The 13,125-nt window shown below is 72.1% G+C and carries 11 protein-coding genes; 3 read left to right on the top strand and 8 right to left on the bottom strand.

What is annotated here, in order from left to right; translation table 11 throughout:
* Positions 1-60 precede the first annotated feature (60 nt).
* Positions 61-462 carry a winged helix-turn-helix transcriptional regulator gene (locus N8I84_RS28240; protein ID WP_263232271.1) on the top strand — a complete coding sequence of 134 codons (402 nt, stop codon included), beginning with the start codon at positions 61-63 and terminating at the stop codon, positions 460-462.
* Here the strand turns inward: N8I84_RS28240 and mutM are convergent.
* The 8 genes from mutM to recG form a co-directional block, all read right to left on the bottom strand.
* Entirely contained in the window at positions 435-1,295 is an 861-nt protein-coding gene (gene mutM, locus N8I84_RS28235) for a bifunctional DNA-formamidopyrimidine glycosylase/DNA-(apurinic or apyrimidinic site) lyase (RefSeq protein ID WP_263232270.1), read from the bottom strand. The two genes, N8I84_RS28240 and mutM, sit on opposite strands and share 28 nt — an antisense overlap.
* A gap of 445 nt (positions 1,296-1,740) precedes the next feature.
* Positions 1,741-2,568, bottom strand: a complete 828-nt coding sequence (gene rnc, locus N8I84_RS28230; protein WP_263232269.1) for a ribonuclease III — start codon at positions 2,566-2,568, stop codon at positions 1,741-1,743.
* A 19-nt stretch (positions 2,569-2,587) separates the two neighbouring features.
* On the bottom strand, positions 2,588-2,761 hold the full coding sequence (gene rpmF, locus N8I84_RS28225; protein WP_003951102.1) for a 50S ribosomal protein L32: 174 nt from the start codon (positions 2,759-2,761) through the stop codon (positions 2,588-2,590).
* A 2-nt stretch (positions 2,762-2,763) separates the two neighbouring features.
* On the bottom strand, positions 2,764-3,408 hold the full coding sequence (locus N8I84_RS28220) for a YceD family protein (RefSeq protein ID WP_263232268.1): 645 nt from the start codon (positions 3,406-3,408) through the stop codon (positions 2,764-2,766).
* Positions 3,409-3,592: 184 nt separating this feature from the next.
* Positions 3,593-4,648, bottom strand: a complete 1,056-nt coding sequence (locus tag N8I84_RS28215) for an ATP synthase F0 subunit B (protein WP_263232267.1) — start codon at positions 4,646-4,648, stop codon at positions 3,593-3,595.
* A gap of 122 nt (positions 4,649-4,770) precedes the next feature.
* The gene (gene coaD, locus N8I84_RS28210; protein WP_200422737.1) at positions 4,771-5,250 is read right to left on the bottom strand and encodes a pantetheine-phosphate adenylyltransferase; all 480 of its coding nucleotides are present in this window, start codon (positions 5,248-5,250) and stop codon (positions 4,771-4,773) included.
* A 26-nt stretch (positions 5,251-5,276) separates the two neighbouring features.
* Positions 5,277-5,864 (bottom strand): 16S rRNA (guanine(966)-N(2))-methyltransferase RsmD, encoded by a 588-nt coding sequence (gene rsmD, locus N8I84_RS28205; protein WP_263232266.1) that lies wholly within the window; start codon positions 5,862-5,864, stop codon positions 5,277-5,279.
* Between the two features lie 100 nt (positions 5,865-5,964).
* The gene (gene recG, locus N8I84_RS28200; protein WP_263232265.1) at positions 5,965-8,181 is read right to left on the bottom strand and encodes an ATP-dependent DNA helicase RecG; all 2,217 of its coding nucleotides are present in this window, start codon (positions 8,179-8,181) and stop codon (positions 5,965-5,967) included.
* Positions 8,182-8,348: 167 nt separating this feature from the next.
* Between recG and N8I84_RS28195 the strand changes: the two genes are divergently transcribed.
* Together N8I84_RS28195 and N8I84_RS28190 are read left to right on the top strand one after the other, a co-directional pair.
* Positions 8,349-10,205 (top strand): HSP90 family protein, encoded by a 1,857-nt coding sequence (locus N8I84_RS28195; RefSeq protein ID WP_263232264.1) that lies wholly within the window; start codon positions 8,349-8,351, stop codon positions 10,203-10,205.
* Entirely contained in the window at positions 10,202-13,102 is a 2,901-nt protein-coding gene (locus N8I84_RS28190; protein ID WP_263232263.1) for a tetratricopeptide repeat protein, read from the top strand. The genes N8I84_RS28195 and N8I84_RS28190 overlap by 4 nt, the downstream gene beginning before the upstream one ends.
* Positions 13,103-13,125: the final 23 nt, after the last annotated feature.

Raw genomic sequence — 13,125 nt, 5'->3', positions numbered from 1 at the left:
GCACTAACTTTTGGTTAGTGCAACCTGGTGGTTAGCGCTGCACTCGCGTACGCTTGGAGCATGAACAGCACCCAGGAGCGCGCGGAGGAACAGGACCTCGCCTACAACGTGTTCGCCAAGGCATGCCCCTCGCGCGGCACGCTGGAGCACGTCACGGGCCGCTGGGGCGGACTCACGCTCGGCGCGCTGTACGAGGGCTCGATGCGCTTCAACGAGCTGCGCCGCCGGGTCGACGGCGTGAGCGAGAAGATGCTGTCCCAGACCCTGCATGCGCTGGAGCGCGACGGTCTGGTGCACCGCGAGGCCCAGCCGACCAACCCGCCGCGGGTGGACTACGAACTGACCCCCCTGGGCCGCGAGGTCGCCGAGCGCCTGCTGGCCCTCATCCACTGCGTGGAGGGCCGGATGGACGATGTCCTGGCGGCCCGCGAGCGTTACGACGATACGCGCGGCGCCCTCTGACAGCTCGGGCAGAAGTAACTGGAGCGGTTCATCCACGGGCGGCGGCGCAGGGGCGTGGTGCAGCGCCGGCAGGGCTCGCCCTCGCGGCCGTATGCGTCCAGCGACCGGTCGAAGTAGCCCGACTCGCCGTTGACGTTCACGTAGAGGCTGTCGAAGCTGGTGCCGCCGACGGCGAGCGCCGCGTTCATCACGTCCCTGATGTGACCGAGGAGTTCCGCGGTACGGGGGCGCGTGAAGCCGGCGGTGGGGCGCTCGTAGTGGATGCGGGAGCGCCACAGCGCCTCGTCCGCGTAGATATTGCCGACGCCGCTGATCAGCGACTGGTCGAGCAGGGCCCGTTTGATGGTGGTGCGCTTGCGGCGCAGTGCCTGGTGGAAGGCCTCGTCGTCGAAGAGCGGGTCGAACGGGTCGCGGGCGATGTGCGCGATGACGTCGGGCAGCCCGTCGGGGGCGGTCTCATGCAGCGAGAGGCCGCCGAAGGTGCGCTGGTCGACGAAGCGCAGCTCGGTGGCGAGGGCGTCGTCGAAGCGGACCCGGATCCTGAGGTGCTTCTCGTCCGGCGACTGGTGCGGTTGGACGAGGAGCTGACCGCTCATGCCGAGGTGGGCGAGGATCGCCGTACCCGTGGTGTCGACGGGAATCCAGAGGTATTTCCCGCGGCGGCTGGGGGTGCCTATGCGCTGCCCCTTCAGCCGGTGCGCGAAGTCGTCACCGCCGGCCAGGTGACGGCGGACGGACCGCGGGTGCAGCACCTCCACCTCGGCCACCGTCCGGTGGGCCACCCAGCGCTCCAGCCCGCGCCGCACGACTTCGACCTCGGGCAACTCGGGCACGGACTCCTCCGAAGGGGTGAACAGGGGGCGACGTCCGCAGCGTACCTCTTGGTCCGGAACGGGTGACGCCCCGTCCGGAACGGCGGGACGAAGGCGCCGACGGCCAGTGCGTACCGGCACGGAAGGGCCGGCGCGGCGCACGCGGGAGCGGACGCCGGCCGTACCGCTCGCCCGGCGGGGTATTGCCTCAGCGCTCCTGCGGCGACGTCGCGGAGATCGCCGAGATCGCCGAGATCGCGGAGATCGCCGAGATCGCGGAGTTCGCGGACATCACGGAGACGCGGACATCGTCGCAGCGTCTTCGGGCGTTCCGAAGCGTCTTCGGGAGTTCGAAGCGTGTTCGGGCGTCTCAGCACGCCTCCCGGCTCGGCCGTTCCATGAAACGGCCCCTGCCCCGGCACAGGTGCCGGGGCAGGGGCCGTGATGAAGGAATCAGGCCGTGGAATCAGGCCGTAGCCGTGTCGCTGGCCGGAGCCGCGGCGGCGGTCTCGGTGGTCCCGTCGGGGGCCCCCGCCTCCGCCGCCGCCTTGGCACGCTCGTCCGCAGCGGCGCGGATGGAGCGCCAGGCCGACTCCGCGGCCTGCTGCTCCGCCTCCTTCTTGCTGCGGCCGGTGCCGGTGCCGTACGAGACGCCTCCGACGCGGGCGGCAGCAGTAAAGGTCTTCTCGTGGTCCGGGCCGGTCTCCGTGACCAGGTACTCGGGAACGCCGAGCCCCTCGGTCGCGGTCAGCTCCTGGAGGCTGGTCTTCCAGTCCAGGCCGGCGCCGAGATTCGAGGACTTCTCGATCAGCGGGTCGAACAGACGGTGCACCAGCTCCGCCGCCGATTCCAGCCCCTGGTCGAGATAGACAGCACCGATCACCGCTTCGAGGGTGTCGGCGAGGATGGACGCCTTGTCCCGGCCGCCCGTGCCCTCCTCGCCCCGGCCGAGCCGGATGAAGGAGCCGAGGTCGAGCCCGCGGCCCACCTCCGCCAGCGCACGTGAGTTGACCACCGCGGCCCGCAGCTTGGCCAGCTGGCCCTCGGGCAGGTCGGGGTGGGTGCGGTACAGCGTGTCGGTGACGACGAGGCCGAGCACGGAGTCCCCGAGGAACTCCAGGCGCTCGTTCGTCGGCAGACCGCCGTTCTCGTACGCGTAGGAGCGGTGGGTCAGCGCACGCACCAGAAGGGCGGACTCGACCTTGTAGCCGAGCCGCCCTTCCAGAAGCGTGTGGGACGAGGCTGTGTTGTCCGCCTTCTTCCTGGCGTTTGGGTCCGCCTTGGCGTCAGACATCAGACCTCTCACCAGCCGCTCAGACCTCGAGGACCTGGCGCTTGTTGTAGGTGCCGCACGACGGGCACGCGATGTGCTGCTGCTTGGGCTCGTGGCAGCGCTCGCACGCGACCAGGGTGGGGACCGCAGCCTTCCACTGCGACCGGCGGTGGCGCGTGTTGCTGCGCGACATCTTCCGCTTCGGAACAGCCACGGCTACTTCTCCTGCTTCTCGTCGACGCCCGCTTCGGCGCCGCTCGTATCGTCCTTGTCGCCACTCTGGGATGAGTCGGCGAATCCCTGCAGTGCCGCCCAACGGATGTCGACGGCGTCGTGGTGGTGGTCCGGGTCGTCCGCGAGCCGTGCCCCGCACTCGGAGCACAGGCCCGGACAGTCTTCCTGGCACACCGGCTGCATCGGCAGTGCGAGCACCACCGCATCGCGCAGCAGAGGTTCGAGGTCGAAGAGTCCGTCCTCGAGGAAGAACCTGTCCTCGTCGTCCTCGGCGTCGTCGCCCGGTTCCGCGATCACACGGCCCCGGTCGTCGGCGTCAGGGTACGAGAACAGTTCCTGGAAGTCCGCTTCGAGCTCCAGCTCGACCGGCTCCAGACACCTTACGCACTCCCCCTCGGCCGTGGCACGGGCGGTGCCCGTGACGAGCACCCCTTCCATGACCGACTCCATACGGAGTTCGAGCTCCACCGGGGCGCCTTCCGGCACTCCGATGACCCCGCGGATACCGAAGTCCTTCGGGGCGTCGACCGTGCGGGTCAGGCGCTGAAGCGCACCAGGCCGCCGACCCAGCTCGTGCGTGTCGAACACGAGGGGGTTGCGGTGGTCGAGGCGGGCGTTCAGGGCCATTCCTGCTTTCGGTCTTCGAAGCTCGGGGGACGCTGCCCTCCGGTGTTCCCGGGCAGCGGTGATCGCGGACGTCTACGAAACAGCGTGTGCGTACGCGCGACCGAAGAGCCAGGATACTGGACCTTCCGCTCTCGGCCCAATCCGGTCCGCCCGAAGGGGTTCCGGGCCGCATGCGTCGAAGCGCTCAGTGACCGCCGCGTTCCTGTTCGTAGGCCCGCAGCTGCTCGGCGCTGATCATGCTGGTGTCGAAGAGGCTGGTCTCGTCGAGGGCGCCTGTCCCGCCGTATGCCTGCTGGCTCTGCCCCTGGTCGTACGCGGCCTGCTGCTGGTGCTGGTCGTAGGCCCCGGCCTGGGGGTAGGCGGCGTACGGGTCGGCCTGCTGGTAGCCGTAGGCGTCCTGCTGGGCGTACGTCTGCTGGTAACCGTACTGGTCGGGCTGCTGGTAGCCGTACGGGTCCTGCGCCTGTGCGTAGGCCGGCTCCGTCTGCTGGGCCGGGATCGCGGGCGCCGGGTCCGGGGTGTCGGCGAGGGCCGCGAGGTCGGCGAGGTAGTCGGCGTCGCTGGTGTGCTGGACGGTGGTGGTGTCGCCGGCCAGCGCGCCGAGGTCGTCGGTGGCGATCCGGCCGTGCAGCTTCTGGCGGCCCTTGCCGACGGCATCCAGGGTCTTGGCGAGGACGGCCTCGAAGGCGCCGAGCTTGGCGTCCACGTACGCGTCGGCGTCGCGGCGCAGGGTCTCCGGGTCGTGGCTGCGCTCGGGGGCGTCCTCGTCCTCGTAGCCGTTCTCGTCGAGGCCGGGACCGGTGCCGAGGAGCTTCTCGCGGCCGCGGCCGACCGAGCCCAGCGTCTTGGTGAGGACGACCTCGAAGTTGGCGAGCTTGGAGTCGACATAGTCGTCGGCCTCGGCGCGGATCTCCTCGGCCTCCTGGCGGGCCTCGGCGAGGATCCGGTCGGCCTCCGCCTGGGAGCGGCGGGCGACCTCGGTGTCGGAGATCAGGGAGCCGCGCTGGGCGTGCGCGCTCTCGATGATCCGCTCGGCCTCCTGGCGGGCCCGCTCCACCATCTGCTCCCGGTCGCCGATCAGCTCCTGGGCCTCGGCCAGGGAGTCGGGCAGCGCCCGGCGGACCTCTTCGAGCATCGCGAGCAGTTCGGCGCGGTTGACCACGCACGACGCCGACATGGGCATGGACCGGGCGCTGGTGACCATCGCGACGATCTCGTCGAGCTTCTTCTGCACGTCCACCGTGTGCTCGCCACTCTCTACGGATGTGTTGGAGACGGACGGATCGACTGTACGGCCCCTGCCGCCCCACCCGACACCGGATGACGGTCCGTCAGGTTCTCGGGGGTCCCGCCAAGGACCGCTCAGTCCTTCTTCAGGCGCTGGTCGAGGGCCTGAAGGACGATCGGGGGCACCAGGTGGGAGACGTCTCCGCCCCAGGCCGCGACCTCCTTGACGAGCGAGGAGGACAGGAAGCTGTAGGTGGGGTTGGTGGGGACGAAGAGGGTTTCGACACCGGAGAGGCCGTTGTTCATCTGGGCCATCTGCAGCTCGTAGTCGAAGTCGCTGACGGCGCGCAGGCCCTTGACGATGGCGGGGATGTCGCGCTGCTTGCAGAAGTCGACGAGGAGGCCGTGGAAGGACTCCACGGTGACGTTCCCGAACTCGGCGGTGACCTGACGGATCAGGTCGATCCGCTCGTCGATCTCGAACAGGCCCTTCTTGGCCTTGTTGATCATCACCGCCACGTACACCTCGTCGTACAGCTTGGAGGCGCGGGCGATGATGTCGAGGTGTCCGTTGGTGATCGGGTCGAACGACCCGGGACAGACGGCGCGGCGCACTTGTGATCCCTCGCTCTCCAGTCCGGTCATCGTGCGTCTTCGCACGTAGAGGCGGCGCGACCGTACCAAAACGTGCCCTCGCCGTAGCGACGGGCCCGGATCGCGTCGAAGCCGTCAGGCCACCGGAATTCCCCGCCTCTGGTGCTGCGCTCCACGGTGACGAGGGCATCGGCCGCGAGCCAGCCCCCCGAGCGGAGTGTGAGCAGAATCTCGCGAAGATCGTCGTCGGACACGGCGTACGGCGGGTCGAGGAAGACGATGTCGTACGGGTCCGCCGGCGCCGATGTCCGGATGATCTGTTCCGCTTTGCCCGCCCTGACTTCGGCACCGGGCAGGCCGAGCGCTCTGACGTTCTCACGGACGGTGCGGGCGGCGCGGGCGTCGGCCTCGACAAGCAGGGTGTGGCCGGCGCCGCGGGACAGGGCCTCCAGGCCGACGGCGCCGGAGCCGGCGTACAGGTCGAGCACCCGTTCGCCGTCCAGCGGGCCGCCGAGGAGGGCCTGCCAGGTCGAGAAGAGACCCTCGCGCGCCCGGTCGGAGGTGGGGCGGGTCCCGTGCCCGGGCGGAACGGCGAGCCGGCGCCCGCCGGCGCGACCGGCGATCACGCGGGTCATCTCTTCGGTCCTTGTCGGTCTTGTCGGTCTGCGTGCGGTGACGTCTTCAGTCTCTCAGCCACGCCAGGCCCCGAGCACGCCCGCCCGGGGAGCGACGAGGTCACCCCTTCTCCAGGTACTGCTCCCTCTCGTCGTCCAGCAGGGCCTGAAGTGCCGTGCGCAGCCCGGGCAGGTGCTCCAGGCCCGGGTCGGCCGCCACCACCGCCGCGGCCTCCTCGCGGGCCTGGGTGATGATCTCCTCGTCGTCGATGACGGCGAGCATGCGCAGCGAGGTGCGGGCGCCGGACTGGGCCTGGCCGAGAACGTCGCCCTCGCGGCGCTGCTCGAGGTCGAGCCGGGAGAGTTCGAAGCCGTCGAGCGTGGACGCGACCGCGGTCAGCCGCCTGTGGGCCGCGCTCGCCTCCGGCATCTCGGAGACCAGGAGGCACAGCCCGGGCGCCGAGCCCCGCCCGACCCGGCCGCGCAGCTGGTGGAGCTGCGAGACCCCGAAGCGGTCGGCGTCCATGATCACCATCACGGTGGCGTTCGGGACGTTGACGCCCACCTCGATGACCGTCGTCGCGACCAGGACGTCGGTCTCGCCGGCGGCGAACCGGCGCATCACCGCGTCCTTGTCGTCGGGCTGCATCCTGCCGTGCAGCACCTCGACCCGAAGGTTCTTCAGCGGCCCCTCGGCGAGCCGGCCGGCCACGTCGAGCACCGCGAGCGGCGGTCGCTTCTCCGCCTCGTCCTCCGGCGACTTCCGCGCCTTCCCGGGGTCTTCCTCCTCGTCACCGATCCGCGGGCAGACCACGTAGGCCTGGTGCCCGCCCGCCACCTCTTCGCGGACCCGCTCCCAGGCGCGTGCCAGGAAGTGGGGCTTGTCCGCGGCGGGCACCACATGGCTGGCGATCGGCGACCGCCCGGCCGGAAGCTGGTCGAGGACGGAGGTCTCCAGGTCGCCGAAGACGGTCATGGCGACGGTCCGGGGAATCGGCGTGGCGGTCATCACCAGCAGGTGCGGTGGCTGCTTGCCCTTGCCGCGCAGGGCGTCGCGCTGCTCCACCCCGAACCGGTGCTGCTCGTCCACCACCACCAGACCGAGGTCGTGGAACTGCACCTTGTCCTCGATCAGGGCATGGGTGCCGATCACCACCCCGGCCTCCCCGGTGGCGAGATCGAGCAGCGCCTGCCGTCGCGCGGCCGCGCCCATGGACCCGGTGAGCAGCACCACCTTGGTGGCCTGCTCGGCCCCGCCGAGCATCCCCGACTCGGCCAGTTCGCCCATCATCTCGACGATCGACCGGTGGTGCTGCTGGGCGAGCACTTCCGTGGGCGCGAGCATGGCGGCCTGCCCGCCCGCGTCGACGACGGCGAGCATCGCGCGCAGGGCGACCAGGGTCTTGCCGCTGCCGACCTCGCCCTGGAGCAGCCGGTGCATCGGGTGCTCCGTCGCCAGGTCGGCGAAGATCTCCTTCGAGACCTTCTGCTGGCCTTCGGTGAGCGTGAAGGGCAGGCGCTCGTCGAAGGCAGCCAGGAGGCCGTCCGGCTTGGGTCTGCGGGCCACCGCCGGGAGTTGGGTGTCCGCGTGGCGGCGGCGGGCCAGGGCCACCTGGAGGACGAACGCCTCGTCCCACTTCAGGCGGGAGCGGGCGTCGGCGATGTCCGCCTTCGTGTGCGGGCGGTGGATCTTCAGCAGCGCCTCGGGGAGGGAGATCAGGCCGCGGCCCGCGCGCAGCGACTCCGGCAGAGGGTCGATCGCCTCCTGGGCGCTGGGCAGCACCGTCTGCACCGCCTTGGCGATCTTCCAGGACTCCAGCTTGGCCGTGGCCGGGTAGAGCGGGATCAGTGCGCCCGCCCAGCTGTCCACCGCTTCGGCCACGTCGTCGCCGCGCAGCAGTTCGTAGGCCGGGTGGGCGAGTTGGAGCCTGCGGTTGAAGACCGAGACCTTGCCCGCGAACAGCGCGCGGGTGCCCGGCAGGAGTTCCTTGTGGGGCTTGTGCACGCCGTTGCCGAAGAAGACGAGTTGGAGGCGGCCGCTGCCGTCGGTGATGGTCACCTCCAGGCGCTGGCCCTTGCCGCGGGGGGTCTTGGCCGAGGCGAACGTGTGCAGGCGGGCGTCGGCGACCTGGGCGACCACCGTGACGTGCTCGTCCATGGGGAGGTCGGCGAGGTGGGTGAGCTGTCCGCGCTCCTCGTATCTGCGCGGGTAGTGGTGGAGCAGGTCGCCGACGGTGTGCAGGCCGAGGTGCTCGGCCATCACCTTCGCGGTGGCGGGGCCGAGCACTGACTTCAGTGGCTGTTTCAGCGGTTCTTGCAGTGCGGGCACGAGATCCATTGCACACCACTGCACTGACAATGCCGTATACGTCTTGCAAAACCGCTGGTCAGCGGGGTGGTTCCGGGCCTACGATGTCCCACCCCCGGCTCGCTCCGCGGTCACCGCCCCACCGGGACCGCCCGACCCCGCGCCGTCGAACGTCCCCCACCCGCGGCGCCGTGACGATGGATTCCCAGACCTCACAGTCCTCACAGGCCTCACAGTCACCCACGTCGGCCCATACCTTCCAGGTCGACCTGCGTGGTCTGGTGGACCTGCTCTCCCATCACCTCTACTCCAGCCCCAAGGTCTACCTGCGCGAGCTGCTGCAGAACGCGGTGGACGCGATCACCGCCCGCCGCGCCGAGCAGCCCGACGCGCCCGCCACGGTCCGGCTGCACGCGGACGGCGGCGCGCTGCGCGTGGAGGACTCGGGCATCGGGCTCACCGAGTCCGATGTGCACAACCTCCTCGCCACCATCGGGCGCAGCTCCAAGCGGGCCGACTCGGCCGCCGGGCTCCAGGAGGCGCGCTCCGACTTCCTCGGGCAGTTCGGCATCGGCCTGCTGGCGTGTTTCGTCGTCGCCGAGCGCATACGGGTGGTCAGCCGCAGCGCCCGTACGCCGGATGCGCCGCCCGTGGAGTGGACGGCCGCCGACGACGGTTCGTACGTCGTGCGCACGCTGCCACCGGACGCCCGGCCCGAACCCGGCACCACAGTGCACCTGGTGGCGCGCCCGGGTGCCGGCGACTGGCTCTCCGCGGACCGGGTTCGGTCCCTGGCACGGGACTTCGGTTCGCTGCTGCCGTACGACGTCCGGGTGGGCGACGAGCCGGTCACGGATCTGCCGGCGCCCTGGGACCGCGCCCACCCCTCCCCCGCCACTCGCAGGATGGCCCTGGCGCGCCACTGTCACGACCTGTTCGGCTTCACCCCGCTGGACTCCATCGACCTGGACGTGCCCCTCGCGGGCATCCGGGGCGTGGCGTACGTGCTGCCGACCGCGGTGAGCCCGGCGCAGCGGGCGGGTCACCGGGTGCACCTGAAGGGCATGCTGCTGACCGAGCGGGCCGAACAGCTTCTGCCGGACTGGGCGTTCTTCGTGCGCTGTGTGCTCGACACGGACAGTCTGCGGCCCACGGCGTCGCGCGAGTCGCTGTACGAGGACGAGACCCTCGCGGCCGTGCGCGACGCCCTCGGGGAGCGCATCCGGTCGTGGCTGACCTCTCTCGCCGCCGGTGATCCCGAGCGGCTGGCCGCTTTCCTGTCGGTGCACTACCTGGGCGTGAAGTCGCTGGCGCGGCACGACAAGGAGATGCTGCGCACGATGCTGCCGTGGCTCCCCTTCGAGACGACCGACGGGCGGCTGTCCCTTGAGGAGTTCGCACAGCGGCACCCCGTCGTGCACTTCACCCGGACGGTGGAGGAGTACCGCCAGGTCGCGCCGATCGCGTCCGCGCAGGGCGTCGGGGTGGTCAACGGCGGCTACACGTACGACAGCGAGCTGATCGAGGCCCTGCCCTCGGTGCGCCCGGGCACGGCGGTCGCCGAACTGGACGCGGACACGGTGACCGCGCACCTGGATGCGGTCGACCCGGCCGAGGAGCTGGCGCTCGCCGCTTTCCTGGCGGCGGCGCGGGCCAAGCTCGACCCGCTGGGCTGCGACGTCGTGCTGCGCGCGTTCCACCCGCTGTCCGTGCCCGCGCTGCACCTGGACGACCGGGAGGCGCGCCACGAGCAGGCACGCGCGGAGGCCGAGGAGCAGGCCGACGAGCTGTGGGCGGGCATCCTGGGCTCGCTGCGGGGCAGTGCTCCCCGCGCACGTCTGGTGCTCAACCACCTCAACCCGCTGGTCCGCAGGATCAGCTCCCTGAAGGACGCGGAGCTGATCGGCACCGCCACGGAGTCGCTGTACGGGCAGGCCCTGCTGATGGCCCAGCGGCCGCTCAGGCCCGCGGACTCCGCGCTGCTGAACCGTGCCTTCATCGGCCTTCTGGAATGGGCCACCCACTCCGACTCGCCCAAGGACGGCTTCCGATGAGCCAGGTCATGGACTTCGACGCGCTGCGCCAGGCGATGGCGGACAACCACGAGCAGCCGGAGGGCCCGGCGCGCAACGCGCGCGCGGAGCAGCTGCTGGTGGAGGCGGAGAAGCTCGGCATTCCGCTGGCCGTGATCGAGGCGCTCGGACACCAGCTGAAGGTCTACAACTACAGCTCCGAGAAGGACAAGATGTTCGTCCCGTTCGCGCGGCTGCTGCGCATGTGGGACGAGCGCCCGGAGGACTTCGACGAGTACGAGTCCCATTCGCTGCACTGGGTCTTCAAGTGGGTGTCGGCGGGCATGCTGGGCCAGCCGCACATCCCGCTCGCCTCCATCGAGAAGTGGCTCGGCGAGATGGAGCACCGCTACCGGCTGGCCGGATACTCCGAACGGGCCGTCCGAAGCGCCGAGTTCAACATCGCCGCGCACGTCGGGGACCTGGAGCGGGCCGAGCGGGCGTACACGGCGTGGCTGGCCGCCGACCGGGACGCGATGGCCGACTGCCACGCGTGCGAGCTGCACGACCAGGGCTGGTGGCAGTCCCGCAAGGGCGAGGACGAGCGGGCGCTTCAGTCGTGGCGGCCGGTCCTGGAGGGCGAGCACGTCTGTGCGCACGAGCCGCACGCCGTCCTTGCCTCCTCCCTGTTGCCGCTGCTGCGGCTGGGCCGCCCGGACGAGGCGCGGGCGCACCACCTGCGCGGGCTGCGGCTGGTGCGGGCCATGGAGAGCATGCGCTCCTCGTACGCGGACCATGTGGAGTTCTGCGCGCTGACCGGCAACGAGGCGCGCGGCCTCGAACTGCTGGCCGAGCGGCCGGCGTACTTCACGGACTCCGGGGAGCCGCGCAGCAAGCTGAACTTCCTCGCCGTGGTGGCGCTGCTGATGGACCGGCTGGTCGAGCGCGGGCTCGGCGACCAGGTGGTGCCGGGGCCGGCAGGCCGCGAGTGGACCGCCCGGGAACTCGCCGTCCACGCGCGCGGGGAGGCGCTGGCGCTTGCCGCCCGCTTCGACGCGCGCAACGGCACGCCGTACGTCGGCGAGCGCGCCCGCGAGCGCATGGACCGCCGCCCGCTGGTGGACCGGCTGCCGCTCGGCGTGCGCGCCACGCGCCCGGCACCGGTGGCGCCGCCCCCGCCCGCCCCGCGGGCCGAGGAGCGGGACCTCGCGGACCTGCTCGCCGAGGCGCGGCGGCTCGCGGACGCCCTGGACCCGGCCGCCATGAACGCCTGGGCGGCGGTGGCTCGTGCCGCTCAGGGCCGGGAGCTGGACCCCCGGGACCAGGCGGACCTGATCGACCACGAGGCGATGAGCCGGGGCCCGGAGGGTGTCGGACTGTTCGAGCGGGCGGCCGAGTTGTACCTGGTCGCCGGTGACCCCGGTGAGGCGCTGGCGGCACGCGCGCGTGCGGCCTTCGTCCGCTCCCTGACGGGCCGGCCGGACGAGGCGCTGGAGACGGTCACCGCGCTGCGCGAGGAGGCGCTCGCCCTGTTCGAGGCGGGCGGGACGGGGGTGCGGCAGACGGCGTCCGTGCTCGTCGGGCGGGTCCGCGTCCTGATGAACCGGCTGCACGAGGACGGCGGCGACGCCGGGGCCGCGGAGGAGGCCGCCCGGGAGCTGCTGGCGTTCGCCGGGCCGCACACCGCCGATCGGCACCTGGCGTATCGGGCCGCCGAGGCCAAGGCCATGCTCGGGGAACTGGCGCTGCACGCCGGGGACCCGCAGGCCGGGGCGGAGTTGCTGGCCCGGGCGGCCGAGGAGTACGTCGCGGCCGGCCTGCCGTGGTTCGCGGTGGAGCACGAGGCGCGGCTGGCCGGCATCGCCCGGCAGCTCGGTGACGCGGAGTCGGCCGAGCGGGCGGCCCGTGCGGCGCTGGAGCACGGCCAGGGGCACCTGGAGCCGGTCGGGCAGGCGCAGCTGCACCTTCAGGTGGCGGAGGTGCTGGCGGCGTCGGGGAGGGTCCCGGAGGCCGCCGGGCACGCCCTGGAGGCGGCGCACTGGGCCGACGAGGCGGGCGAGGGCCCCACGCTGGGCGCCTGGGCGCGGCACCAGCTGGGCGGGTTCCTGCTGCGCCAGGGCCGCTTCGCGGAGGCGGCGGAGGTGCTGGAGTCGGCGCTGCCCGACCTGACCGTCGAGACGCACGGCGACGGGGCGATCGTGCAGACCCAGTGGTGGCTCGGCGACTGCCACACGCAGCTCGGCGAGCACCGGGAGGCGGCAGAGCGCCGGCTGCGAGCCGCGGAGATCGCCCGGCACTGGCCGGACCAGCGGGACCACGCCATGCTGGCGCACCTGGCCGCCGAGGCGCTGGGCCGCGCGGACCTGCCGGCGGAGGCGGACCGGGCGTACGCGCGCGCCGGTGACCTGTGGCGCGAGCTGGGCAACACGCCGGGTCTGGTGCGCGCGCTGCGCGCCCGGGCGTGGCTCGCGGCGGGCGGGGAGGCGGGCCTGGACGCGGGGCGGGAGCTGATGGCCGAGGCGGCGCGGGAATGCGCAGCGGCGGCGGACGCCACGGCGGACGACGACGCGCGCGCCCGGCTGATCATCGAACTCGGCCACACCCACCGCCAGTTCGGCGAGCTGGTCGCCCGGTCGGTCGATGACGGCGCGGACGAGGAGGCGACGCACGCGGCGTTCGAGGAGGCGCTGACGCACCTCACGGAGGCGATCGCCGCCTTCGCGTCCCTCGGCGCGGACGCCCTCGGTCCCCGCACGGCCGCGGAACTGGCCGCGGGCTGGCTCGAGGCCGACCTCGGGCGTCCCGAAGAGGCGTCGGCACGCGCGCGTGCCGTGCTGGCGGCCTACGAAGAGGCGGACGCCGACGCGGAGACCGCCGAGGCCCGGCGCGCGGAGGCGGAACGCCTGCTGGAAGTGGCGGCCACCCGGCGGGAAGGGTGACGGTCGCCGCCGGGCGCCCGCCT

The organism is Streptomyces cynarae (assembly GCF_025642135.1).
GTDB classification, from domain to species: domain Bacteria; phylum Actinomycetota; class Actinomycetes; order Streptomycetales; family Streptomycetaceae; genus Streptomyces; species Streptomyces cynarae.
Note: the sequence above shows the minus strand (reverse complement) of the source record. Positions and strands in the feature narration are given on the sequence as shown.

What these genes read in the sequence shown, in the direction of transcription:
- N8I84_RS28220 (WP_263232268.1), bottom strand. Translation starts at nt 3,408, where the DNA reads ATGGCCCTGAACGCCCGCCTCGACCACCGCAACCCCCTCGTGTTCGAC.
- N8I84_RS28190 (WP_263232263.1), top strand. Translation starts at nt 10,202, where the DNA reads ATGAGCCAGGTCATGGACTTCGACGCGCTGCGCCAGGCGATGGCGGAC.
- rnc (WP_263232269.1), bottom strand. Translation starts at nt 2,568, where the DNA reads ATGTCTGACGCCAAGGCGGACCCAAACGCCAGGAAGAAGGCGGACAAC.
- N8I84_RS28195 (WP_263232264.1), top strand. Translation starts at nt 8,349, where the DNA reads ATGGATTCCCAGACCTCACAGTCCTCACAGGCCTCACAGTCACCCACG.
- recG (WP_263232265.1), bottom strand. Translation starts at nt 8,181, where the DNA reads ATGGATCTCGTGCCCGCACTGCAAGAACCGCTGAAACAGCCACTGAAG.
- N8I84_RS28240 (WP_263232271.1), top strand. Translation starts at nt 61, where the DNA reads ATGAACAGCACCCAGGAGCGCGCGGAGGAACAGGACCTCGCCTACAAC.
- rsmD (WP_263232266.1), bottom strand. Translation starts at nt 5,864, where the DNA reads ATGACCCGCGTGATCGCCGGTCGCGCCGGCGGGCGCCGGCTCGCCGTT.